Here is a 21714-nt window from a genome sequence, read left to right as displayed (position 1 = left end):
CCATACGTCACACTCAACGGGTCAGCAGCTCCACCACGGTGTCGATCTCCTCGGGGGCGAACCAGGCGAGGTCGCCGGAGTCGTCGAGAACGGTATGGAAGGATACGACCTCACGTGGGGTCACCGGCTGCTCATCGTGGTCGATCTCGGCGACCACCACGACCGGCCCGTCCTCGGCGGCGGCGAGCATCGCCTCGTACTCGTGCTGCTCGTCCTCGGACTCAGCCAAGACCGGAGCCCCCTCCAGCGAGCCGGAGCGCAGGCTCTCGAGTCCGGCGGCGTCGGTGCCGATGTAGATCCTCATCCGCCGACCCTCCGTTGCGGTCGTTGGCGTCCACGCGGGGCGCGCCTGCGCGACGAGACGGTCTCGATGAGCTCGTCGACCGCCTCCTCGATGCACTGTGCGAGCACGTCGACATCGGGCACCGCCTCACGATCCCCGACGATGCCGACATAGGCGCGCCCACGATAGGTGGTGATGCCGATGGCGACCGTCCGCCGCCCCGTCAGCGGGATCGCCGGGAACACCTGCGCGAGGCGCTGTCCGGCCATATAGACCGGCTCCTGCGGACCGGGCACATTGGTGACGACCAGCTGGTATTGCCGCGATGCCTCATGCTCGGCGACCCGCGCCCCCACCGCATGGAAGGTCGACGTCGCGAAGCCCGGCAGATCCGCCAGCGTCTGCGCCGAGACCGCGTCGCCGGTCTCGCGGTGCCCCTTGAGCGCATAGGACACCTGGTGCAGCCGCACCACGGCATTGGTCTCCCCCACCGGCAGGGACAGCAGATTGCCGCGCACCCGTGAACCGAGAGAGGTCGGCAGCGAATCGTCCTCGGCCCCCTTGAGCTTGACCGACATCGGGACGAGCGCACGGAAGCTCGTGGCAGCTGAGACCGGCTCGCCCCGGGTCAGCAACCAACCGCGGAGACCGCCCGCGACCACGGCGAGGATGACGTCGTTGACCGTGCCGCCGTGCTCGTCGCGCACCCGGCGCAGATCGTCGAGGGAGGCCGATGCCGTCGCGAAGCGCCGATGCCGGCTGAGAGGTGCCGCGAGCGGGCCGACCACCCCCGCGTCACCGGTCGGCACGGGGAGCGCCGACAGCACCTGCTCGGTGCGATAGGTCGCATTGGCGAGGAGCGCCCGTGGATGCTCCACCTGTCCGAGCAGGGAGGACAACGCCAGCTTGGTGCCGGCGGGCGCGGGACGTGGGGCCCACTCCTCATGCGGGAGATCGCGGATCTCGTCTGTCTCCTCCAGGAGCACCTGGGCGAGGTCGACCGTGTGAGACCCGTCGACGAGGGCCTGATGCGCCTTGAACAGCAGCGCGGACTTGCCGTCCTCGAGACCCTCGATGAGGTACAGCTCCCACAACGGCCGGTCCTGGTCGAGGCGCCGGGCGATGAGACGACCGACCAGCTCATGCAGAGCGTCCATGGTCCCCGGCCGCGGCAGGGCCGACCTGCGGACATGCAGCGTGATGTCGAAATGCTCGTCGTCCACCCAGACAGGGAGACCGACGCCGCCGGGGATCTGACGGGGCAGCTGACGGTAGCGCGGCACCAGGTCGAGACGGTCGGTGATGATGCGCACCAGGGAGTCGTAGTCGAGCGGCCTCTGGCCCGGCTCCAACAGGACGAGCGAGGCGATCTGCCGCGGCGCGTCCGGCGAGTCGCGATGCAAGAACAGTGCATCGAGCGGGCTGAGTCGTTGCATGTCACTTCCTGATCGGGTGGCAGTGAAGATACCACCGACGATGTCACGATCGGAGCGCCGCTGCCGGTTCACGGAGAAAACGCCCGGTGAAATGATCGAGTCTCGAGACCCATGAGGATGTCGGGGCGACCTCGCGAAGGGGACGTCCGCTGATCGCGGCCAGGTCGTGTGCGGATGCGTCAGCGGGCAGGAACGCCTCCACCCGGTGTCCGGAGATCTCCTGCACCGTCGCAGCGATCTCCTCCTCGCTCCAGCCGAGCGAGGCCCGGCACAGATTGACGATGACATGCGGCTCGACCCGCCAAGGTGCGCCCGTATCGAGGATGCGGACAAGTCGCGCGAGCCCGAGGGGCTCTGGGCGGCCCACCACGACGACCTCGTCGGCGGCCTCCAGCACCGTCGCCGCGGCTTGATCGCGCGCCGGACCGGTCCCCAGCGGCGGCTCATGCCCGAACCCCGCATCGACGACGACCCACTGGTGGTCCGCGGCGAGCGCATCGAGCACCGCGCTGAGCGCGGCCGGCCGTACCAGGTGCCACATGTCCTCCGGGCGTGGGACGCCGGTCACGACATCCCATCGGTCGCCGACCCTCAGGAGCGCGGACCCGGGGATCTCTCTCCCGTTATTGGCAGCGCGGCACGCGGCGACGATGCCCGAGACATCGTCGAGCAGGCCGAGCGCCTGGCCGACCGCGCCCCCGTGCGTGTCGGCGTCCACGAGCACGGTCGGCGCGTCACGAGCGAGACTGGCAGCCATCGCGACCGCGACGCTGGTACGCCCCGGGGCGCCTGTCGGTCCCCAGACGGCGATGATCCGCCCGGACCTCGGCACATCCGGCCGGTGCGGGTCGGCCTCTTGGGCCGCAGCCTCCACCTGCCCGATCTGGACGGCGCTCACGAGCCCCAGCTCGGGCGCCGGGGTCCCCACGGCCACGATCCGCACCCCGCCGGCGCGGACACGGCTCACGACATCGAGGTCCAGACCTCCGAGGGCGGGATCGACGAGGGCCACCTGGATCCGGCCCGTACTCGCGATCGCGAGGAGATCGGCTGCGTCCACGCATCGACGGACGAGGGTCAGCGCGCCGGATCGTTCGACCTCGTCGAGCACCTCGCCCTCCCACGACGCCCCTCCCGCGGCGACTGCGGTCGCGATCACGATCGCCGCACCACCGTCACATGGTGCGAGCTCAGCGCCGCGACGACCTGCGCCGAGGGCACCTGATCTCCCAGATCGACCACCACGGTCGTCATGCCGCCCGTCGCCGACGGGGTGACGGCCCGCACGGGAACCGCGGCGATGAGGCGCTGCGCCTCACCCGCGGCCTGGCCCTGCTGTGGTCCCGGCCCGGCCCAGATGTCCACGCGATCACCCCGGCCGAGGTCTGCAGGGAAGGCGCCGTCGGCCACCGGGAACGGCAGCTCATGTCCGGCCTCGGCCGACGGGGCCCAGGAGCTGGCGGAGACGAACGCGCCCTCGGGGAGGTCGTGTGCCCAGACCGCCGACTCGTCCACAGCGACATCCGCGCGGACGACCGTCGCCGCCGCGGCGCCGTCGAGTCGCGCGCTGGTGGTGGCCAACTGCGCGACCTCCACGGGGTCGCCCGCGCGGACCTCCTCGCGCACCACCCAGTAGCGCTCCCCGTCGTCCGCGGCCATCGCCGTCCAACCACCGATGGCCGTGGCCACCGCGACGAGCGCCACGCCCGTCACCAGGCGAGGCGACCGCCACCTGTGTACCGTCACCCGCCGCGCCATCCGCGGCGTCCCCCGACTGCTCATGGCACCTTCCTAATCGATCAGGACGAGATAGTCCAGATCATCTATCCACACCCTGGACGTGGGATGGGGCGCCGCGTGCAACAATGCGGCCATGCCCTCGCAGCAGCGCTTCCTGTCGATCCCCGACGTGGCCGAGGTCCTGAATGTCAGCATCCGCCAGGTCCGGTCGCTGCTGTCCAGCGGGGAGTTGCGCGGCATCCAGATCGGCGGTCGCGGGGTGTGGCGCATCGAGGATGCGGAGCTCGAGCGCTACATCGCCCGCCAGTACCAGCGCAGCGCCGAGCAGGTCAGTGACGACGCACCGACGCGAGCGCCGTCCAGGGAATGACCTTGCGACGACCGCCCTCGACGAGCACGACGGCGTCGGCGACGACGGCCACGACCGGCCCGGATACCGTGCCGCCGTCGCGTCGTACCACCTGAACATCCTCGGCGTCCTCCCGCGCGGCCCGGAAGACCGCGGGCCAGCCGACCCGGCGCGCCGTCGCGGCACCTCGTCCCGAGGCTACGGCGGTCATGACCGCGTCACGCGCGACCGCCACCTCGCGACCACCGGCTGACACCATCACGAGATCGGGCGAGGACCACAGCACGGCGCCCCGGACCTCACCCCCGCCCTGGAGGGCGAGCACCACGTCTCCCGCCAGCAGATCGGTCCACGACATCTCGGCCCACGCCTCGGCACCGAGCTCCTCGGCGAGCGTGTCCCGCTCGTCAGCCATCACATCGGCGGCCGACTCCTCCACCTCGCCGAACAGACGGTCCCATCGCATGGGCTCAGGGTAGCGCCCTTGACAGAAGGACCTCATCCGTCATCAAATGTCATCAAACGACATCATTAGCGATCGGGGGATCGACATGGGACGTCCGTGGCTCACGCTCGGCGCACTCCTTACAACGGCAGCGGGGCTCCCGCACTGGCCCGCATGGTGGTCCAGGCTCACAGCGGCCATCCACAACGGCGACCTGACCGGCGTCGTGACCTGGGCGGCAGCACTCCTCGGCAGCGCTCTACTCGCCTGGATCGGTCTGGTGGGCCTCGTCGCCGTGGTCCATCTAGCGACCGCGCGCCGGCTGGCACCGGCCTGGCTTCTCGCCCTCACCATCGGCACAGGCGTCACTGCGGCAGCGGTCGCGGGCGGCCACCCCCTTGACGGCGCTCCCCTGCCGAACCGGGCAGAGGTCACCGAGGCACAGCACAGGACGAGCGATCCGGTCGCCGACCCTGCGACGGATCACGTGGTGGCCCCCGGTGACACGCTCTGGGCGATCGCGGCGGCCCGTCTGCCCGACGATGCGGACCTCGGCGTCGTCGGCGAGGCCGTGCACCGCTGGCACGAGGAGAACCGGCGGGTGATCGGCGAAGATCCCGGGTTGATCCTGCCGGGACAGGTCCTCCGGGCCCCGGAGGTCCGATGATGCTGACAGCCACCGCCCTGCACCTACGGCCTCAACCGCTCGAACAGATCGCGCTCCCCATCCCTCCGGCGCCACCGGTCCTGCCGGTCATCGTGGAGCGTGGCGACAGCGGGGAACTGCGGCAGCGCGCCGCTCGTTTCGCCCAAGCCGTCGCCGAGGTGCTGCACGGACATCGACCCGCGCGCCAGCTGGGACCGTGGCTCGCCGCCGATGTCTACGACCAGCTGCTGCTGCACCTCCGCGGCCGGCGGGCGGCGCCCAGCCGTCACCGCGTGCGAGTCGCTTCCGTCCACGTCGAGATGATCCATCGGCGGGCGGCCGAGATCGCGGTCAGGCTGGTGCACGGCGGGCGCTCCACCGCGCTGGCGCTCCGCCTGGACCTCGATCGCGACGCCCCGCACGGGCCGATCTGGCGATGCACCGCCCTCACCTGGGCCTAGAAGGGCTGCGTCCGCCTTGGAGCGGTGGCTCACGCACCCCTCACCGACGGCAAGGGGTGCGTAAGCCACCGCCCAGCAAGGCGAGACGTGCGTAAGCCACCGCTCTCAGTGGCGAGACGTGCGCAAGTCACCGCCCAACCCGGGCGGTGCGATACACACCTCTCAACGCGCACGAGACGTGCGTAAGCCACCGCTCTCGGTGTCGAGGGGTGCGTAAGCCACCGCCCCGACGGGAGGGGTCAGCGGTTGCGCTTGCGGGACTGCCGCTGCTGCTTGGACTTCTGGCGCGCCTTGGCCTTCTGCTTCACCTGGCGGGCCTTCTCCTCGGCATCCTCATCGCCCACAGCGGCCGCCTCGGCCTCGGCCGGTGTACCACCACGGGTCGCGACCTCACTGCCGTCCTCCGCCGGAGCCGAGTACTGCAACTGCTGCGGAGCCGCCGCCTGGACACCGAGCCCCTTCGCCTGCAGGGCCAACCGATCCGAATCCGAGGTCGGCGCCTGCACCTGCACGTCGACATTGAACAGATAGCCCACCGACTCCTCGGCGATGCCGTCCATCATGGCGTTGAACAGATCGAAGCCCTCGCGCTGGTACTCAATCAACGGATCGCGCTGCGAGTACGCCCGCAGACCGATGCCCTCACGCAGGTAGTCCATCTCGTAGAGGTGCTCGCGCCACTTGCGGTCGAGCACACTGAGCACGACACGCCGCTCGAGCTCGCGCATGACCTTCTCGCCCAGCTCGGCCTCGCGCTCGGCATAGGCCCGCTGCGCGTCCTCGGCCACGCGGGCCTTGAGGGTCTCCCGGTCCAGCTTCTCGATGCCACCGGCCTCCTCGGCCAGGCGGTGCGGATCGATGGATACCGGATAGAGGGTCTTAAGAGCCGTCGTGAGCTGATCGAGGTCCCAGTCGTCGACCGGGCCCTCGGTGGCACCATCGACATAGGCGGCGGTCACATCGCTGACCATCTGGCCGATCCACGCCTGCAGGTCCTCGCCCTCGAGCACACGGCGGCGCTCGGCGTAGACGACCTCGCGCTGGCGGCTCATGACATCGTCGTATTTGAGGATGTTCTTGCGGGTCTCGAAGTTCTGCGACTCGACCTGCGCCTGGGCCGAGGCGATCGCCCCGGTGACGCGCTTGTTCTCGATCGGCACGTCATCGGGGATCTTCATGGTCTGCAGGATCCAGTTGACCCAGTCGGCCTTGAACAGCCGCATCAGGTCGTCCTCGAGCGAGAGATAGAACCGCGTCGAACCGGGATCGCCCTGACGACCCGAACGGCCGCGCAGCTGGTTGTCGATGCGGCGTGACTCATGACGTTCGGTGCCGATGACGGCCAGACCGCCCGCCTCGCGCACCGCGTCCTTCTCCTTGGCGACCTCGGCCTCGAAGTGCTCCACCATGGCGGGCCACTCGGCCTCGTACGCCTCGGAGTCCTCCAGTGGGTCGAGGCCCTTCTTGCGCAGCGCCTGATCGGCGAGGAACTCCGGATTGCCGCCCAACATGATGTCGGTGCCGCGTCCGGCCATATTCGTGGCCACAGTCACCGCGCCCCGGTGTCCGGCCTGGGCCACCACCGCGGCCTCGCTCTCGTGGTGCTTGGCGTTGAGCACCTTGTGCGGGATGTTGAGCTTGGTCAACAGTGCGCCGACACGCTCGCTCTTGGCCACGCTGGTGGTACCGACGAGCACCGGCTGCCCGGCCGCGTGACGCTCGGCGATGTCCTCGGCCACCGCGTTGAACTTCGCCTCCTCGGTGCGATACACCAGATCGGCCAGATCCTCGCGCCGCACCGGCTTGTTCGTGCGGATCGGGACGACACCGAGACCATAGGTCTTGTCGAACTCGGCAGCCTCCGTCATGGCGGTACCGGTCATGCCCGACAGCTTGTCGTAGAGCCGGAAGTAGTTCTGCAGCGTGATCGAGGCGAGGGTCTGGTACTCCTCGCGGATCCGCACATTCTCCTTGGCCTCGATGGCCTGGTGCAGACCCTCGTTGTAGCGGCGGCCGGCGAGCAGACGGCCGGTGTGCTCGTCGACGATGAGCACCTCACCGTCGATGACCACATAGTCCTTGTCGCGACGGAATAGCTCCTTGGCCTTGATGGCATTGTTCAGGAAGCTGATGAGCGGGGTGTTGACCGCATCGTAGAGATTGTCGATGCCGAGCTTGTCCTCGACGACGTCGATGGCCTTCTCTCCCACCGAGACGGTGCGCTTCTTCTCGTCGACTTCATAGTGCTCGTCGACTCGCATGCCATCGACGAGGCGGGCGAACTCGGCGTACCACTTGACCTCGTCCTCGGTCGGGCCGGAGATGATGAGCGGCGTGCGCGCCTCGTCGATGAGGATCGAGTCGACCTCGTCGACGATCGCGAAATGGTGACCCCGCTGGACGCAGTTCTCCAGCGAATCGGCCATATTGTCGCGCAGGTAGTCGAAGCCGAACTCGTTATTGGTGCCGTAGGTGATGTCCGCGGCGTACTGCTCCTTGCGCTCCCTGGGCGTCTGCCCCGCGACGATCACGCCGACCGTGAGACCGAGGAACTGGTAGATACGGCCCATCCACTCCGCCTGGTACCGCGCCAGGTAGTCGTTGACCGTGACGACATGGACGCCGTCCCCGGAGAGCGCGTTCAGATAGGACGGCAGCGTGGCGACGAGGGTCTTGCCCTCACCGGTCTTCATCTCCGCGATATTGCCGAGATGCAGCGCGGCGCCACCCATGATCTGGACATCGAAGTGACGTTGTCCGAGCACCCGCGAGGACGCCTCACGCACGGTGGCGAAGGCTTCCGGCAGCAGATCGTCGAGGGTCTCCCCGTCATCGAGCCGCTCGCGGAACTCCGCGGTCATCGCGCGGAGCTCCTCATCGGTCATCGCGGAGAAGTCGTCCTCGATCGCGTTGACCTGCTGGGCGATGGCCTCCAGGCGGCGGACGATCTTGCCTTCGCCCGCGCGGAGGATCTTGTCGATGATCTTCGGCACCTGGCCATCCTAGTGCCCTGCGCCGAAAGTTCATCACCGCTTTCCGCCTTCTGAGCGGCGCTCCGCTGCGTTGACGTCGCTCGAAAGGCGTCCGAGCCTGCCAGCGCTCCGCCGCCTTGCGGAGCATCCCCTCAGGCGACGCCTCTCGGCAACAAACTTCCGACGCAGGACACTAGAGGTCGACGGTGGTGAGCCCAACGCTTCGGCGACGAAGCTCCGATGTGAGCGCTCGGACGAGGTCTCCGCGCCGGGGTGCGCGGATGTCCTCCAGGCCGAGCCAGGCGGCCAGGGTGCACAGCTCCTCGGCCAGCTGGATCGCCACATCGGCCGGTGCATCCGGCTCGGCCCACGCGCCGATCACATCGAGCACGCCTGCCGCACGGTCAGCCTTCAGGTCGACGCGTCCGGCGATGCGCTCGCCGAGCAGAAAGGGCAGGACGTAGTACCCGTACTGGCGTTTAGCCTCGGGCACGTAGATCTCGATGCGGTAGCGGAAGTCGAAGATCTGCTCGGCACGTGTGCGCTCGAAGACCAGCGGATCGAAGGGGCTCAGCAGCGTCCGCGCCTCGACACGGCGCGGACGGCGTGCCTCGGCATGGAGATAGGCCGGACGATCCCAGCCCCGCACCGTCACGGGCGTCAACCGACCAGCCTCGACGAGCTCGGCGACCGCGCGCTGGGTCGGCCCCGGAGCCGTCCGGAAGTAGTCCCGCAGACAGGGCTCGGTCGCGACACCGAGCGCACGGGCCGCGTGCTCGACGAGTTCGCGATGCGCGTCCGTGTGGTCGAGGGCCGGGCGCGCGTAGATATCGGCCGGGATGACCCGCTCAGTGAGGTCGTAGACGCGCTCGAAGGCCGAATTGCGGCGCGCAGCGCTGATCTCGCCGATGAAGAAGAGGTACTCCAGTGCCTTCTTGGTCTCCGACCAGTTCCACCCCCAGTGCGAACGATCCCGGTCGACAGCACCGTGCAGCAGCGCCTCGGCCTCACGCGCGGTGATCGGCCCGTTCTCGGCGACGACCCGGAGAACGCGATCCACCAGCTCAGGCTGCTCCTCGGCCACCCGGGACATCGACCCCCACATCCCGCGTCGCTCGATCATGCGGTGCCGCATCGCCGGGAAGAGATCGATATCGACATAGGTGGCGACGTGCGCCCAATACTCGAAGACCCGGCGGGGGCGCCGTTCGGCGGCCCGGGCGAGCAGGCCGACATCGTAGGGACCACGACGGGAGTACAGCGGCATGAAGTGGGCGCGCTGCAGGACGTTGACGGAGTCGATCTGGAAGAAGCCGAGCCGACGGACGGTCTCGGTGAGGTGCCGCATCGTCACCGGCCCGGACGGACGGGTGGTCGTGAAGCCCTGGGCGGCCAGCGCGATCCTCCGCGCCTGTGCCACCGGCAGCGGACGGGAAACCACGCGTCAGAGGACGTCGTCGATGAGCTTGCTACGCACCGCGAACATCGCGGCCTCCATCCGCGACTTCATCTGGAGCTTCTCCAAGATATTGCGGATGTGGTTCTTGACGGTGTTCTCGCTGATGAACAGCTCCTGAGCGATATCGCGGTTGCTCTTGCCATGGGCGACGAGCCGCAGCACCTCCAGCTCGCGCGGGGTGAGCGTGGTGGCCGGCGCGGCGCCGCGCGACATGTGCACGAACTCCTCGAGCAGCTTGGTGGCCATGCTCGGGCTGATGAGCGACTGGCCGTTGGCCACGACACGGACGGCCTCGCCGACCTGCTCGTAGGTCGAGCCGTCCTTCAACAGGTACCCGGAGGCGCCCGCCTTGACCGACTCGTAGAGGTCGGCCTCCTCGTCGCTCGCGGTGAGCATGATGATGCCGGTCGACGGCGCGATCTGCTTGATCGCCTCGCAGATCTCCACACCGCTGCGGCCGGGCATGCGGACATCGAGCAGCACGACATCGAAGGGCTCCTCGGCGATCCGCTCGAGCGCCGCGTCGCCATCATCGACGTCTTCGATCTCCAGATCCACGTCGGAGCTCAGGACCATCGTCACGCCGCGACGGAACAGTTCCTGGTCGTCGACGAGCAGCACCCGGATGGCATCCGAGCGCGAGGGCGTCTCATCAGTCGGTTGGCTCACAGTCGCATCATGCCATTTCATCGGGGTGATGCGGGGGCCGACGCGCGATCGGCCCCCGTCACATCAGCTTTCGTTGACGTCGAGGTGGATGACGCCGTAGTCGTAGCCGCGCCGGCGGTAGACCACCGAGGGCTGCATCGAGTCCTTCTCCATGAACAGGTAGAAGTCGTGACCGACGAGCTCCATCTCGTAGAGCGCCTGATCGAGGGTCATGGGAGCCGTCTCATGGGTCTTCTCGCGGACCACGAGCGGTCCGTCGCCCTGGACGTCGATCGGGCTCGGGTCGCCACCGGCCGGGGTGTCAGCCCCACCGAGCTCGTCGAGCAACGAATCCGGGATCTCGGCCGTGGCCTCGGACAGCGAGATGGGCCGCTGCTGACCGCGGTGGACCCGCTGACGGTCCACGGCCTTGCGCACCTGCCGTTCGAGCCGGTCCATCGCCATGTCGAGCGCCGAGTGCTGGTCGCCGGAGATCGCCTCAGCGCGGACGATCGGGCCGCGCGAGTGAACCGAGATCTCGACCTTGGCCGCCGTCGCCGGGTCGCGGGGGTTCTTCTCGTGGGTCACCACCACCTCGGTGCGGGTGATGCGTTGCCGGGGGTCGAACTTCTCGATCCTGTGGAGCTTCTCGGCCACGTGATCTCGGAAACGATCCGAGATCTCGCTGTTACGACCCTTGACGACGATTTCCATGGGAGCCTCCTCGTTCGGACCGGACGAGCATCTTCGCCCTGTCTCGACGTTAGCCGTCCGCGGGCTCATCCACCAGTGGGAGAGGTCCCGGACGGGGTGGCGGCGTCGCCACGACCACGGCTGCGCCCGTCACCGAGGTTCCGGCACGCTCGAGCGCTGCGGCGACCGCTCGGACGGTCGAGCCCGTCGTGACGACATCGTCGACCACCAGGACCTCCCGCCCTCGCGGGGCGGAGCGCGTCACGAAGGCTCCCCGCGTGTTGCGGGCACGCTCGACGACCCCGAGCCGGCGTTGGTCGGCCGGTTGGCGAACCAGTCGGACCAGCGGCGCGACCTCCGCTCGCACTCCGATGCCGGCGAGCACCGAGGTCGCGCCGGTGGCCAGCTCGGAGACGAGCCATCCACCGCGTCGCCGTCGGGAGCGCCGTGTCGCGGGGACCGGTATCAGCAGAGGATCCTGGACGCCGTGGAACGCGACCGAGGCGGCGAGAGCGTGCGCCGCCCACCTCGCGGTCTGCGCATGGCCGAGGTCCTTCCAGCGCCGTACCACGCGCTCGGCGGTACCGCTGTACGCGGCGGAGGCGATCACGGTCAGGTCGTCGGGCTCGAGCGGGACGACGGCAGGTCGCGGACGCAGCATGCGCCGACAGGTGGGGCACAGGCCGAGTGTCACTCGTCCACACCCCGGGCAGTCCGCGCCGATCACCAGGTCGGCCAACGCCGCGCCCCATCCGACACGCATCTGGCCATCATCCGGACAGTTCGCCGCGCTGTCGACCGGCTCGTGTGGACAACTCGCAGAGGATAGCGCGCTGGGGCGTCCCGCGGGCGGTGCCTCAGCGTCCATTCCACTTCGGCGAACGGGCGCTGACCCACCGGCCGACACCGAGAACGGACGCCCACCCACCGCCCAAGGCTGTGCGTCAGCCGATGGCGACGACATCCTCGATGGGAACCTTCGTCCAGCCACGGGGCGTCAGCACCCTCACCTCGCCGCCCTCATCGAGGACGTACACACGCGGATCGCTGTCGGTGGAGGTAGCGAGCGCCACCGGCTCGATCCTCGGCAACAGCGTCGGCAGACCCGGCAGCGAGGGCGTCAGGCCGGATCCGTCGATCCGCACCGAGTAGACCTGCTCACCCGCGGTACCGTCGGCGAGCATCGCCAACCGGGTCCCGGTGACCCACTGGACCGAGCGCATCTGCGAGACCTCGGCCATCCTCACGGGTTCCGGGGCACCCAGCCTCGTGGTGTCACCGTCCTCGACCACGGCGCCGACCAGCATGCGAGCGTCCTGGCCGGTGCCGGCCGTCAGAGCGTAGCGCGCTCCGTCGGGCGACACCGCGAAGGAGGTCACATCCGCGGGCCATCCAGGGGCCGCGACCGCCTGGGTCTCGTCACCGGTCACGAGCCTGACACCCGCCGCATCGGCGGCCCAGACGCGGCCGTCCCGGTCGACCACCGGCGCCAGGAACCCTTCACCGCTGGCGACCGTCCGTGGCTCGCCCGAGCCGAGGATCCGCATCGCCGTCCGGTCCGGATCGACGACCGCGGCGAGCTCGCTGGTGGCAGCGACCGCGACCGCCTCGCCGATATCGCTCACACCTGCGATCGCCCGCTGGGAGTCGGCATCCACGCGACGCAGGCGGCCGTCGGCGACGACCGCGACACGCGCGTCTCCCGCTGCCGGGGCGAAACCTCCGAACCCGCTCGTGGACTGCCTCACCTCTCCACCGATCGCCAGGGCACCGTCGGAGCCCACGATGCGCACGGCTCCGACGCGGGGAGCCTCGCTCAACGTCCACGCCAGCTGGGCGCCCAACTGCGCACGTTCCTCCGTCGAGAGATCCCGCAGTCCGATCGTGAACTCCACCTCGGCAACCCGGTCGGAGTCGATCGGCACCGATCGACGCGTACGTTCCACACCCGGGACTCGCGACTGGACCTCCGCGGCGATGGTGTCCTCGGGCCCCTGCGCCAGGCTCGTCAGTAGGCCGGTGGCCAGCTGATCGCCCACCACGCGGAAGACCGGATCGGGCACGACGCGCGTACCCGAGGCATCCAGGAAGTAGATGTCAAAGGGCCGGAAGTAGTCCTCGAAGTAGCGCTGGGTCACCAGAGTTCCTGAGGGTGGGTCGGTGATGCGCCACTCCCCCTCCTCGAGGATCAGGTGCCACTCGAAGTCGGCCCGCCCCTCTCCCGCCGAGAAATGCCCTCGCCGGTCGAGCTCGGCGACATTCTTCCAACTGGAGGAGACTACGCCGGAGCCCGCCGGTCCAGCGCGGGACTGCGAGAGGCGCGGCTCACCGTAGACGACGGTCCGCTCGGACGGGCGCCATTTCTCGGCAGCCTCGCTGGTCAGGAACTCGCTCGCGGTCGAATAGCTGACCGGATAGGCGAGCATCGCCTCCAGGTAGCCGCTGACGATCTGCTCGGGATCTCCGCCCGGCGCGGGTCCGGCCGGAATGTAGCGGGCCGTGCTCTCGCCGAGCCCCTGATCGCCTTCGACCTCGTGCACCGGCCCGGTCCTGGGGATGCCCGCGCAGCCAGCGGTGAGGACCATCCCCAGCAGGACGGCCACGAGCAGTCGACGCCGGCTCATCGGTCGAACACCGACGTCAGCGCCGCCTCCCGGACGATGCGGCCCTCCTTGGGCAGCGTGAGGATGAACTCCGCCCCTTCGCCGGGCTGCGACCACACCTCGAGGACTCCGCCGTGCAACGCGGCGTCCTCACGCGCGATCGCCAGCCCCAGACCGGTCCCGCCCTGGGCGCGCGCCGGGTCGGCGCGCCAGAAACGGTCGAAGACCCGGCGGACACCCTCCGGATCCAGGCCCACGCCGTTGTCGCGGACCGACAGGGAGACGACATCGTCGTTCTGCGCGACGATGATGTCGACCCGGTCGGCACCGCTGTACTTGACCGCATTCGCCACCAGATTGCGGACGATGCGGTCCACCCGCCGGGGGTCGGCCGGCACGAGGGCGGGCACCTCGTGCCCACGGGGTGCCACCGCGATGCCGGCGCGGGCGAAACTCTCGTCCTGTGACGCCGTCCAGGCGAAATCGCTGAGATCCACCCGGCTCAGCTCCAGTTGCGCGGCCCCGGCGTCGAAGCGGCTGAGATCGAGCAGGTCCGATAGCAGGGACTCGAATCGTTCAAGCTCTGCGTGCAGGAGCTCGGCGGATCGGCGGCTCTGGGCATCGAAGCGCCAGCGCGCGCTGTAGAGGATGTCGCCGGCCATCTGCACGGTGGTGAGCGGTGTCCGCAACTCGTGCGACACGTCGGACACGAACCGCTGCTGGACCCGCGAGAGGTTCTCGAGACGACGGATCTGGCTCTGGAGGCTCTCGGCCATCTGGTTGAAGGACTTGGTGAGACGGGCGATGTCGTCCTTGCCGTGCACGTGCATACGCTGTTCGAGGTGTCCGGCGGCGAATCGCTCGGCCGTACGTCGGGCGAGCCGAAGCGGGTCGACCACCTGGCGGGCTACCAGCCAGGCGACGAAGCCCACCATGAGCACCATGATGCTGCCGCCCGCGAGCAACGCCCCACCCACCAGACCGAGGGTCTGCTGCTGTTCGCGCATCGAGAAGACGTAGAACAGCGCATAGCTGTCGCCGGAACCGGGAACGGCCAGCTGGCTGCCGACCACGACCGTCGGCGTCGGTCCCTGGCCCAGCAGCGGCAGCTCCTCGTACTGCCAGGCCATCCCGGGTGCAGAGCGGACACGCTCCACGAGCGGCGCGGGCAGGTCACTCAGCGCGATGGCACCCGATGTCCTGACCGGGGCATCCTGTTCGTCAGCGGTCAGCGGGCCCTCGAGCACCAGCTCGTAGGTGCGGCTCTCACCGCGGGTCGCGGCAAGCCCGTCGACCAGCTGGGTGAGCGTCTGCGACTGTGCTGTGGCATCGGCGTCGACGGAGGCATCGAGTTCGGACTGCGCCAGGTCGAATCCGGCCCGCGCTTCGGCGACCGCGATGTCCTTGCGGCTCTCCGCCAGACCCTCGGCGATCGCGCCGAGCAGCGCCCATCCGGTGAGGATGACGATCGCCGAGGTGAGGATCAGGGTGCTGACGACCACACGGAAGCGGATCGATCGCCGCCAGAGCCCCAGGATCCGCGGGCGGGGAGCCACGCTCTACCCCTCGGTCGGGTCGATCGCCTGGTAGCCGACGCCGCGCACCGTCCGGATGATGCGGGGATTGTCCGCATCATCCTCGATCTTGGAACGCAGCCGGGTCATGTGGACATTGACGAGTTTCGTGTCACCGGGATGGTGATATCCCCATACCCGCTCCAGCAGCACCTCTCGGGTGAAGACCTGCGAGGGGTCGCTCAGCAGGCACGCCAGCAGGTCGAACTCCAAGGGAGTGAGCGGCAACGGCTTGCCGGACCGCGTGGCCTGGTGGGATACGGGATCGACGCGGATGTCGCCGAATTCGATCGGCTGTGTGGCCGGGCCGACACGCCGGAGCCGGGCCCGGATGCGCGCGACCAGCTCGACATTGCGGAAGGGCTTGGTGATGTAGTCATCGGCCCCGGCCTCGAGCCCTGCGACGACATCGGGGGTGTCGGCCTTGGCCGTCAGCATGATGATCGGCACCTCGGAGGTCTGCCGGATCTGCTGGCACACGCGCATGCCGTCCATGCCCGGGAGCATGAGATCGAGCAGCACGAGATCGGGACGGAACCGCTCGAAGGCCGTCAGGACCTCGGTGCCGCTCGAGACGACCTCCGAGCGGAGGCCCTCACCGTCGAGGACGATGCCCAGCATCTCGGCCAGGGCAGGGTCGTCGTCGACGATGAGAACCCGGTCACGCTTCGACCGGCGGAAGCTCCCGCTCGAGGTGGCCATCGTCAGTAGCGGTAGTGGTCCGACTTGTACGGACCCGCCACATCGACGCCGAGGTACTCGGCCTGCTCCTTGCTCAGCTCGGTGAGCTCGACCCCGAGGGCGGCGAGGTGCAGGCGGGCGACCTCCTCGTCGAGGTGCTTGGGCAGCACGTGCACGCCCAACTCGTACTGATCGGCCTTGGTGAACAGCTCGATCTGCGCCAACACCTGGTTGGTGAAGGAGTTGCTCATGACGAAGGACGGGTGGCCCGTCGCGTTGCCGAGGTTCAGCAGACGGCCCTCGGACAGCACGATGATCGCGCGGCCGTCGGGGAAGGTCCACGTGTGGACCTGGGGCTTGATCTCGGTCTTGACGATGCCATCGACCTTCTCCAGGCCGGCCATGTCGATCTCGTTATCGAAGTGGCCGATATTGCCGACGATCGCCTGGTGCTTCATCTTCTCGAAGTGCTCGACGCGGATGACGTCGAAGTTGCCCGTCGTGGTGATGAAGATGTCGGCGGTCTCGACGACCGACTCGAGACGCGCAACCTGGTAACCGTCCATCGCGGCCTGCAGCGCGCAGATCGGATCGATCTCGGTGACGATGACGCGGGCACCCTGGCCGCGCAGCGACTCCGCGCAACCCTTGCCGACATCGCCGTAGCCGCAGACCACGGCGACCTTGCCGCCGATGAGGACATCGGTGGCGCGGTTGATGCCGTCGATGAGCGAATGGCGGCAGCCGTACTTGTTGTCGAACTTGGACTTGGTGACCGAGTCGTTGACGTTGATGGCCGGGAAGAGCAGCGTACCCTCGCGGAAACGCTCGTACAGGCGCAGCACACCGGTGGTGGTCTCCTCCGTGACGCCCTGGACGCTCTCGGCGATCTTGGTCCAGCGGCCCGGATCGTTCTCGAGGGCGCGGCCGAGGACCCGCAGGACCTCCTTGAACTCCGCATTGTCCGTGGTGTCGGGCGACGGGACGGCGCCGGCCTTCTCGAACTCGACGCCCTTGTGCAGCAGGAGCGTGGCGTCGCCGCCGTCGTCGAGGATCATGTTGGGCAGCTCATCGCCGGGCCAGACCAGGATCTGCTCGGCGAGGTCCCAGTACTCGGCGAGGGTCTCGCCCTTCCAGGCGAAGACCGGGACGCCCTGCGGGTTCTCGGGGGTGCCGTCCTTGCCGACGACGACGGCCGCGGCGGCGTGGTCCTGCGTGGAGAAGATATTGCAGCTCGCCCAGCGCACCTCGGCGCCGAGCTCGACGAGGGTCTCGATGAGCACCGCGGTCTGGATCGTCATGTGCAGCGATCCAGCGATCCGCGCACCGGCCAGCGGCTTGCTCGCACCGTACCGCTCGCGCATGGCCATGAGGCCCGGCATCTCGTTCTCGGCGAGGGTGATCTCAGCGCGGCCGTAATCGGCCAGTGACAGGTCTGCGACGCGGTAATCCATGATGGCCATCGTAACGAGGGACCCCCACAGAAGGACAATCAGCGCATACCCGGCGGCAGCGCCGGAGGAAGCAGTACCTGGGGGCGGATCGCGTCCATCGCGTCGAGCACCGCGTAGACGCGGTCGACACCGTCAGCTGGAGCCTTGCCCCGCATCACCTGATCGTGCAGGAAGCCGAGACGCGTCGCGAGCCGCTGGTACTCGCCGACGGCCTGCGCGCCGCGCTTGCCGCGATGGATCTTGGCATAGGTGCGAGCGGCGCGGCGACGGCTGAAGCTGACCAGGAAGGGAACCTCGGCCGGGTGCAGCCAGCCTCGATGGGACGCGGCATAGGAGAGCGACTTCCAAAGCGTCGCCAGCTGACCTTGGCGCAGTACGATGGCCAGGACCCCGAGGCCCACCAACAGCGCGGCGAGCACGAGGTAGACGAGCAGGAAGCCGACACCGCCGCCGATCACCAACGATCCGTTCCACAGCGCGTGGAGCGCGATGCTGGCCAGCAGACCGCCGACCATGAGCAGGATGCGGACGGCGCGACTGCGGCGGCCGACGGCGAGACCCATCGCGATCCCGATCGCGGAGGTGAACAGCGGATGCGCGAAGGGGCTGAAGAGCCCGCGTACGACGAAGGTAGCGGTGGCGCCGCCCGGGCCGGCGAGCTGCTGCGGACCGTCGCCGATGCCGAGATAGCTGATGGCGTAGTATCCGATGTTCTCGACGGCGGCGAATCCGATCGCGACGAGACCGGAGACGATCAGACCGTCGAGCACGCCGTCGATGATCCGGCGCGCACGCAGCAGGGTGAGCACGAGGAACAGACCCTTGGCGCTCTCCTCGACGACGGGGGCGACGACGGCGGTGAGCACCTCATCGGAGACGTCCAACCAGATCGACGCGGCGGACTCCAACGCCAGCGAGATGGCGACCGCGACGACGGCGCCCCAGACGAAGGCGGCGCCCTTGTAACGGAAGGGCTCGGGTTCGACCCGATCCAGCCACCAGTACGCCCACAGCACGAGCGGAAGCGGGAGCAGGGCGAAGACGATGGCGAGGGTGGCTCCCGGGACGTCCCCGGCCTGGGCGGCGAAGAACACCGCCGCCACGGCCCCGAGCACAGCGGTGATCCAGGTGAGCACCACCAGGACGAGCCGTCCACGCTGAGGTCGATAGCGCGAACGCGGCGGAGCCGGCGGCGTGTACACGGTCACGCCCGCAAGCCTAGATGAGCACCCCGTCCCTCACTTCGTGGACGGGGGATGCGCATGGGTGGCTGTCATGGCGACCGCGCACGCAGATACTCGGCGGCCATCGATCTGGGCCTCGTGCCTCCGATCTCCTCGCCGACCGCGTAATCTGTTGACGCCCGGCCTCCGTAGCTCAGCTGGATAGAGCATCGGCCTTCTAATCCGACGGTCGCAGGTTCGAATCCTGCCGGGGGCGCTTCTGAGTGGTGCCATCTCGCCCGCGAGTGGCGCATGTTCGTCGTCGATACCTCGATTCGAGGGCGAATCTGCACCACTCGCGGGACGCTCGGAGAGGCGGGGAACCAAGATCAGGGGCTGCTCGGATCGCAGTCGAGCAGTCCTTTGGCCTCCGCGACGCGTAACACCGAGCGGTTGATCTGCTCGGCATCGAGATCTCCGGAGTTCAGGGCGGCCTGCAGATGGTCGAGCACCTCGGGCACCTCGTCGGTAGTCAGCCAGAGGGCGATGTCATTGCCTGCGGCGAGGGCGAGTTCGACGGCCTCCGGCACCGGATGTCGGTCCGTGATCGCCTTCATGCCGCTCAGATCATCGGTGAAGACGACACCGTCGTGCCCGGCCCATCGCCCGCCGTCGCCCGAGCGGAGCACGTCGATGACCTGGGGGCTGAGGCTCGCGGGCTCTCCCGCGGGGGTCAGGCCGGGGACCTCGAGGTGCCCGGTCATCACACCGAGCGGCAGGGTGCCGATCATCTGCTCGTAGGGAAGGAACTCGTCCTCGCGCAGGGACTCCAGCGGCGGTGTGGTGGCGAGTCCGCTGTGCGAGTCGCCGCTGGCCCGGCCGTGCCCGGGAAAGTGCTTGATCACCGGCAGCACACCTGCCTCGTCCAGGCCCGCGGCGAAGGCGGTGGCGTACTCGGTGACTGTCTGCGGGTCGTCGCTATAGGAGCGATCGCCGATCACTCCCCCGTCCGGCTGCTCGGAGACGTCCACGACCGGCGCGAAGTCGACCGTGATCCCGAGACCCGCCAGCTGTTCGCCGCGCTCGCGCCCGAGCGCTCGCACCTCGTGCGGAGACATCGTGCGTGCACTCTCGCGAGCCGACGGGATGGCACCGAACAGTCCGGCGACCCGAGAGACACGGCCGCCCTCCTCGTCGATGGCGACCATGACCGGGATCCGGCTGGCCGCCTGCATAGCGCCGATCGGGCCGTCGTCGAGGAAGGAGACATCCGTCCAGCCGCCGATGAAGACACCGCCGATGTGGTGCTCGCGGACCACCGTGATCGCGTCCTCACTCCCCCTGACGCCGACCATCAGCAGCTGTGCGAGACGGTCGCGATCGTCCAGATCCTCCAGGTAGTCCTCGCCACACGATTCGGGGGCGCTGCTGGGAGTCGGCTCGCCGTCCGGCTCGGAGGAAGAGCCGGGGTCGCAGGCCGCGAGGGGCGCGACGGTCACCAGCGGCACGGCGAGTGCTGCCACGAACCTGCGCATCCCCATGCCATCGAGCATGCCAGAGCCTCACGTCATCAGGACACACGACGGCGCCCCGGCTTTCGCAGCCGGGGCGCCGTCGTGATGCGGGCAGCGCGTGCGCTCAGTCGTTGCCGATGGCGGCGAGGATGCCCGCCATGCTGCGGTCCTCGAGGGGTTCACCGTCGATGAGAATCGTCGGCGTGCCGGTGACACCCTTCTCGGACTGACCGAAGGACTGCGCCTCCTTGACCCACTCCCCGAAGTTCTGCGTGCGGACACAGGACTCGTCGACGGTCACGCCAGCGTCCTCGAGCCACCCGGTGATCTCGGCATCTGAGGGGCCGGCGCCACCCTCGGAGGGCTGGTTAGCGAACAGCACGTCGTGGGCCGTGCTGAAGGCCTCGGGGCCACCCTCGTCGAGCACGCACATGGCGATATTGGTCGCGCGCAGCGAGTACTCGTTGGTGCTGCCGCCCATCTGGTCGAGGAAGGAGTAGGGCTGGTAGACGAGCTGGATCTCACCGCTGTCGGCGAGCTCGCGGATCTGCTGTCCGTTGGCGGCCTCGAACTGTCCGCAGGCGGGGCAGAGGAAGTCCTCGTACAGTTGCACGACCGGCGCGTCCTCGGCGGGCTCGGAGCCGTCCGCGGGCTGATAGACGATGCCGTAGTCGTCGGTGGTGTTGGCCGGCTGGACGACCTCGGTCTGGCGCTCGTTCTTGTCGCGCTCGTTCATGATGGCCCAGCCGCCGATGCCGACGAGCACCACGACCACGGCGACGATCGCCACGGAGATGATGTTGCGCTGACGGCGTTCGGCCTTCTCGCGCTCCTTGCGCATCTGTTCGGCACGTGCGGCCCGGTTCTTGCGGTCGTTCGTCACTCTCGGCTCCTCAGTCGACAAGTCCGCCGAAAGCCTAGCGAGTCGGTCCGAGCAGATCGGATGATCATCCGACGTAAGGTGTCCGGGTGAACGAAAGACTGGTGTGGATCGACTGTGAGATGACCGGCCTGTCGCTGGAGCACGACGCTCTCATCGAGGTGGCGGCGCTGGTGACCGACTACGACCTCGAGGTGCTCGGCGAGGGCGTCGATCTGGTCATCAAGCCGCCGCAGGAGGCGCTGGAGCAGATGAACGAGATCGTCACGCAGATGCACACCGCGTCGGGCCTGCTGACCGAGCTCGATGCGGGCATCTCATTGCGCGAGGCGGAGGAGCGGCTTTTGGAGTACGTGCGCGAGCACGTCCCCGAGCCTCGCAAGGCACCCCTGGCCGGCAATTCGATCGGCACGGACCGTGGCTTCATCGCGCGCGACATGCACGAGTTGGAGGAGCATCTGCATTACCGCGTCGTCGACGTGTCGAGCATCAAGGAGCTGGCACGCCACTGGTTCCCGCGGGCCTATTTCGCCGCACCCGAGAAGGGCGGCAATCATCGCGCTCTGGCCGACATCCGCGAGAGCATCGAGGAGCTGCGCTACTACCGCCGCGCGGTCTTCACCCCTCCCCCGGGCATCGACTCAGAGTCGGCTCGCGCCATCGCCGCGGAGATCACCGGGAAGTCCACCCCCTCCGCGACCGCCTGAGGCACT

At 68.7% G+C, this 21714-nt stretch carries 21 protein-coding genes and 1 tRNA gene; 5 read left to right on the top strand and 17 right to left on the bottom strand.

Translation table 11 applies throughout. The features are described from left to right. Nucleotides 1–13 precede the first annotated feature (13 nt). From BHE97_RS01155 to BHE97_RS01140, 4 genes are read right to left on the bottom strand one after another with little or no spacing between them, the layout of a single operon-like run. A complete protein-coding gene (locus tag BHE97_RS01155; protein ID WP_087622168.1) occupies nucleotides 14–304 on the bottom strand; it encodes a hypothetical protein in 291 nt (96 codons plus the stop codon). Then, complete coding sequence (locus BHE97_RS01150; RefSeq protein ID WP_087622192.1) at nucleotides 301–1719, bottom strand: wax ester/triacylglycerol synthase family O-acyltransferase; 1419 nt, start codon at nucleotides 1717–1719, stop codon at nucleotides 301–303. Before BHE97_RS01150 ends, BHE97_RS01155 begins: the two co-directional genes overlap by 4 nt. A 43-nt stretch (nucleotides 1720–1762) precedes the next feature. Next, nucleotides 1763–2878, bottom strand: coding sequence for a hypothetical protein (locus BHE97_RS01145; RefSeq protein ID WP_087622167.1), 1116 nt, complete (start codon nucleotides 2876–2878; stop codon nucleotides 1763–1765). Further along, nucleotides 2875–3501 (bottom strand): hypothetical protein, encoded by a 627-nt coding sequence (locus BHE97_RS01140; protein WP_236757470.1) that lies wholly within the window; start codon nucleotides 3499–3501, stop codon nucleotides 2875–2877. The genes BHE97_RS01145 and BHE97_RS01140 overlap by 4 nt, the downstream gene beginning before the upstream one ends. A 91-nt stretch (nucleotides 3502–3592) precedes the next feature. On the opposite strand from BHE97_RS01140, the gene BHE97_RS01135 reads away from it, so the two are divergent. Further along, nucleotides 3593–3829, top strand: a complete 237-nt coding sequence (locus BHE97_RS01135; RefSeq protein ID WP_087622191.1) for a helix-turn-helix domain-containing protein — start codon at nucleotides 3593–3595, stop codon at nucleotides 3827–3829. Here BHE97_RS01135 and BHE97_RS01130 read toward each other — a convergent pair. Beyond that, nucleotides 3789–4274: a hypothetical protein gene (locus BHE97_RS01130; protein ID WP_087622165.1), complete on the bottom strand. Its 486-nt coding sequence runs from the start codon at nucleotides 4272–4274 to the stop codon at nucleotides 3789–3791. The two genes, BHE97_RS01135 and BHE97_RS01130, sit on opposite strands and share 41 nt — an antisense overlap. Before the next feature lie 85 nt (nucleotides 4275–4359). On the opposite strand from BHE97_RS01130, the gene BHE97_RS19970 reads away from it, so the two are divergent. Further along, nucleotides 4360–4920, top strand: a complete 561-nt coding sequence (locus BHE97_RS19970) for a LysM peptidoglycan-binding domain-containing protein (protein ID WP_201791255.1) — start codon at nucleotides 4360–4362, stop codon at nucleotides 4918–4920. After that, complete coding sequence (locus BHE97_RS01120; RefSeq protein WP_140399924.1) at nucleotides 4920–5360, top strand: Rv3235 family protein; 441 nt, start codon at nucleotides 4920–4922, stop codon at nucleotides 5358–5360. The genes BHE97_RS19970 and BHE97_RS01120 overlap by 1 nt, the downstream gene beginning before the upstream one ends. Before the next feature lie 239 nt (nucleotides 5361–5599). On the opposite strand, the gene secA is transcribed toward BHE97_RS01120, so the two are convergent. The 10 genes from secA to BHE97_RS01070 all read right to left on the bottom strand — a co-directional run bounded on the left by secA (nucleotide 5600) and on the right by BHE97_RS01070 (nucleotide 18652). Continuing rightward, on the bottom strand, nucleotides 5600–8341 hold the full coding sequence (secA, locus tag BHE97_RS01115) for a preprotein translocase subunit SecA (protein WP_201791258.1): 2742 nt from the start codon (nucleotides 8339–8341) through the stop codon (nucleotides 5600–5602). A 184-nt stretch (nucleotides 8342–8525) separates the two neighbouring features. Next, entirely contained in the window at nucleotides 8526–9773 is a 1248-nt protein-coding gene (locus BHE97_RS01110; RefSeq protein ID WP_236757469.1) for a crosslink repair DNA glycosylase YcaQ family protein, read from the bottom strand. Between the two features lie 3 nt (nucleotides 9774–9776). Further along, a complete protein-coding gene (locus BHE97_RS01105; RefSeq protein WP_236757468.1) occupies nucleotides 9777–10460 on the bottom strand; it encodes a response regulator transcription factor in 684 nt (227 codons plus the stop codon). A 63-nt stretch (nucleotides 10461–10523) separates the two neighbouring features. Then, nucleotides 10524–11153: a ribosome-associated translation inhibitor RaiA gene (gene raiA, locus BHE97_RS01100; protein WP_087622161.1), complete on the bottom strand. Its 630-nt coding sequence runs from the start codon at nucleotides 11151–11153 to the stop codon at nucleotides 10524–10526. Between the two features lie 49 nt (nucleotides 11154–11202). Next, nucleotides 11203–11895 carry a phosphoribosyltransferase family protein gene (locus BHE97_RS01095; protein ID WP_170931182.1) on the bottom strand — a complete coding sequence of 231 codons (693 nt, stop codon included), beginning with the start codon at nucleotides 11893–11895 and terminating at the stop codon, nucleotides 11203–11205. A gap of 181 nt (nucleotides 11896–12076) precedes the next feature. Further along, the gene (locus tag BHE97_RS01090) at nucleotides 12077–13756 is read right to left on the bottom strand and encodes an LpqB family beta-propeller domain-containing protein (protein ID WP_087622159.1); all 1680 of its coding nucleotides are present in this window, start codon (nucleotides 13754–13756) and stop codon (nucleotides 12077–12079) included. After that, complete coding sequence (gene mtrB, locus BHE97_RS01085) at nucleotides 13753–15291, bottom strand: MtrAB system histidine kinase MtrB (RefSeq protein WP_087622158.1); 1539 nt, start codon at nucleotides 15289–15291, stop codon at nucleotides 13753–13755. The genes BHE97_RS01090 and mtrB overlap by 4 nt, the downstream gene beginning before the upstream one ends. 3 nt (nucleotides 15292–15294) lie before the next feature. Continuing rightward, complete coding sequence (gene mtrA, locus BHE97_RS01080; RefSeq protein ID WP_087622157.1) at nucleotides 15295–16011, bottom strand: MtrAB system response regulator MtrA; 717 nt, start codon at nucleotides 16009–16011, stop codon at nucleotides 15295–15297. Between the two features lie 2 nt (nucleotides 16012–16013). Continuing rightward, complete coding sequence (ahcY, locus tag BHE97_RS01075; RefSeq protein ID WP_087622156.1) at nucleotides 16014–17444, bottom strand: adenosylhomocysteinase; 1431 nt, start codon at nucleotides 17442–17444, stop codon at nucleotides 16014–16016. Nucleotides 17445–17482: 38 nt separating this feature from the next. Continuing rightward, complete coding sequence (locus tag BHE97_RS01070; RefSeq protein WP_087622155.1) at nucleotides 17483–18652, bottom strand: PrsW family intramembrane metalloprotease; 1170 nt, start codon at nucleotides 18650–18652, stop codon at nucleotides 17483–17485. Between the two features lie 158 nt (nucleotides 18653–18810). On the opposite strand from BHE97_RS01070, the gene BHE97_RS01065 reads away from it, so the two are divergent. Then, nucleotides 18811–18884 (top strand) — tRNA-Arg (locus BHE97_RS01065). Nucleotides 18885–18996: 112 nt separating this feature from the next. Here the strand turns inward: BHE97_RS01065 and BHE97_RS01060 are convergent. Both BHE97_RS01060 and BHE97_RS01055 read right to left on the bottom strand, forming a co-directional pair. After that, nucleotides 18997–20160, bottom strand: a complete 1164-nt coding sequence (locus tag BHE97_RS01060) for a glycoside hydrolase family 3 N-terminal domain-containing protein (RefSeq protein ID WP_236757467.1) — start codon at nucleotides 20158–20160, stop codon at nucleotides 18997–18999. Nucleotides 20161–20245: 85 nt separating this feature from the next. Next, on the bottom strand, nucleotides 20246–21004 hold the full coding sequence (locus BHE97_RS01055) for a thioredoxin domain-containing protein (protein ID WP_087622154.1): 759 nt from the start codon (nucleotides 21002–21004) through the stop codon (nucleotides 20246–20248). Nucleotides 21005–21090: 86 nt separating this feature from the next. Between BHE97_RS01055 and orn the strand changes: the two genes are divergently transcribed. Continuing rightward, complete coding sequence (gene orn, locus BHE97_RS01050) at nucleotides 21091–21708, top strand: oligoribonuclease (RefSeq protein WP_087622153.1); 618 nt, start codon at nucleotides 21091–21093, stop codon at nucleotides 21706–21708. The last annotated feature ends 6 nt before the right edge of the window (nucleotides 21709–21714 follow it).

This window comes from Aeromicrobium sp. PE09-221 (assembly GCF_002174305.1).
In the GTDB taxonomy this organism is placed as follows: Bacteria; Actinomycetota; Actinomycetes; order Propionibacteriales; family Nocardioidaceae; genus Aeromicrobium.
Note: the sequence above shows the minus strand (reverse complement) of the source record. Positions and strands in the feature narration are given on the sequence as shown.

Bases quoted from the DNA above. Each gene is read 5' to 3' on its own strand.
- BHE97_RS01155 (WP_087622168.1), bottom strand. From the start codon at position 304: ATGAGGATCTACATCGGCACCGACGCCGCCGGACTCGAGAGCCTGCGC.
- BHE97_RS01150 (WP_087622192.1), bottom strand. From the start codon at position 1,719: ATGCAACGACTCAGCCCGCTCGATGCACTGTTCTTGCATCGCGACTCG.
- BHE97_RS01140 (WP_236757470.1), bottom strand. From the start codon at position 3,501: ATGAGCAGTCGGGGGACGCCGCGGATGGCGCGGCGGGTGACGGTACAC.
- BHE97_RS01135 (WP_087622191.1), top strand. From the start codon at position 3,593: ATGCCCTCGCAGCAGCGCTTCCTGTCGATCCCCGACGTGGCCGAGGTC.
- BHE97_RS01130 (WP_087622165.1), bottom strand. From the start codon at position 4,274: ATGCGATGGGACCGTCTGTTCGGCGAGGTGGAGGAGTCGGCCGCCGAT.
- BHE97_RS19970 (WP_201791255.1), top strand. From the start codon at position 4,360: ATGGGACGTCCGTGGCTCACGCTCGGCGCACTCCTTACAACGGCAGCG.
- BHE97_RS01120 (WP_140399924.1), top strand. From the start codon at position 4,920: ATGCTGACAGCCACCGCCCTGCACCTACGGCCTCAACCGCTCGAACAG.
- raiA (WP_087622161.1), bottom strand. From the start codon at position 11,153: ATGGAAATCGTCGTCAAGGGTCGTAACAGCGAGATCTCGGATCGTTTC.
- BHE97_RS01095 (WP_170931182.1), bottom strand. From the start codon at position 11,895: ATGCGTGTCGGATGGGGCGCGGCGTTGGCCGACCTGGTGATCGGCGCG.
- BHE97_RS01090 (WP_087622159.1), bottom strand. From the start codon at position 13,756: ATGAGCCGGCGTCGACTGCTCGTGGCCGTCCTGCTGGGGATGGTCCTC.
- mtrA (WP_087622157.1), bottom strand. From the start codon at position 16,011: ATGGCCACCTCGAGCGGGAGCTTCCGCCGGTCGAAGCGTGACCGGGTT.
- ahcY (WP_087622156.1), bottom strand. From the start codon at position 17,444: ATGGATTACCGCGTCGCAGACCTGTCACTGGCCGATTACGGCCGCGCT.
- BHE97_RS01060 (WP_236757467.1), bottom strand. From the start codon at position 20,160: ATGCTCGATGGCATGGGGATGCGCAGGTTCGTGGCAGCACTCGCCGTG.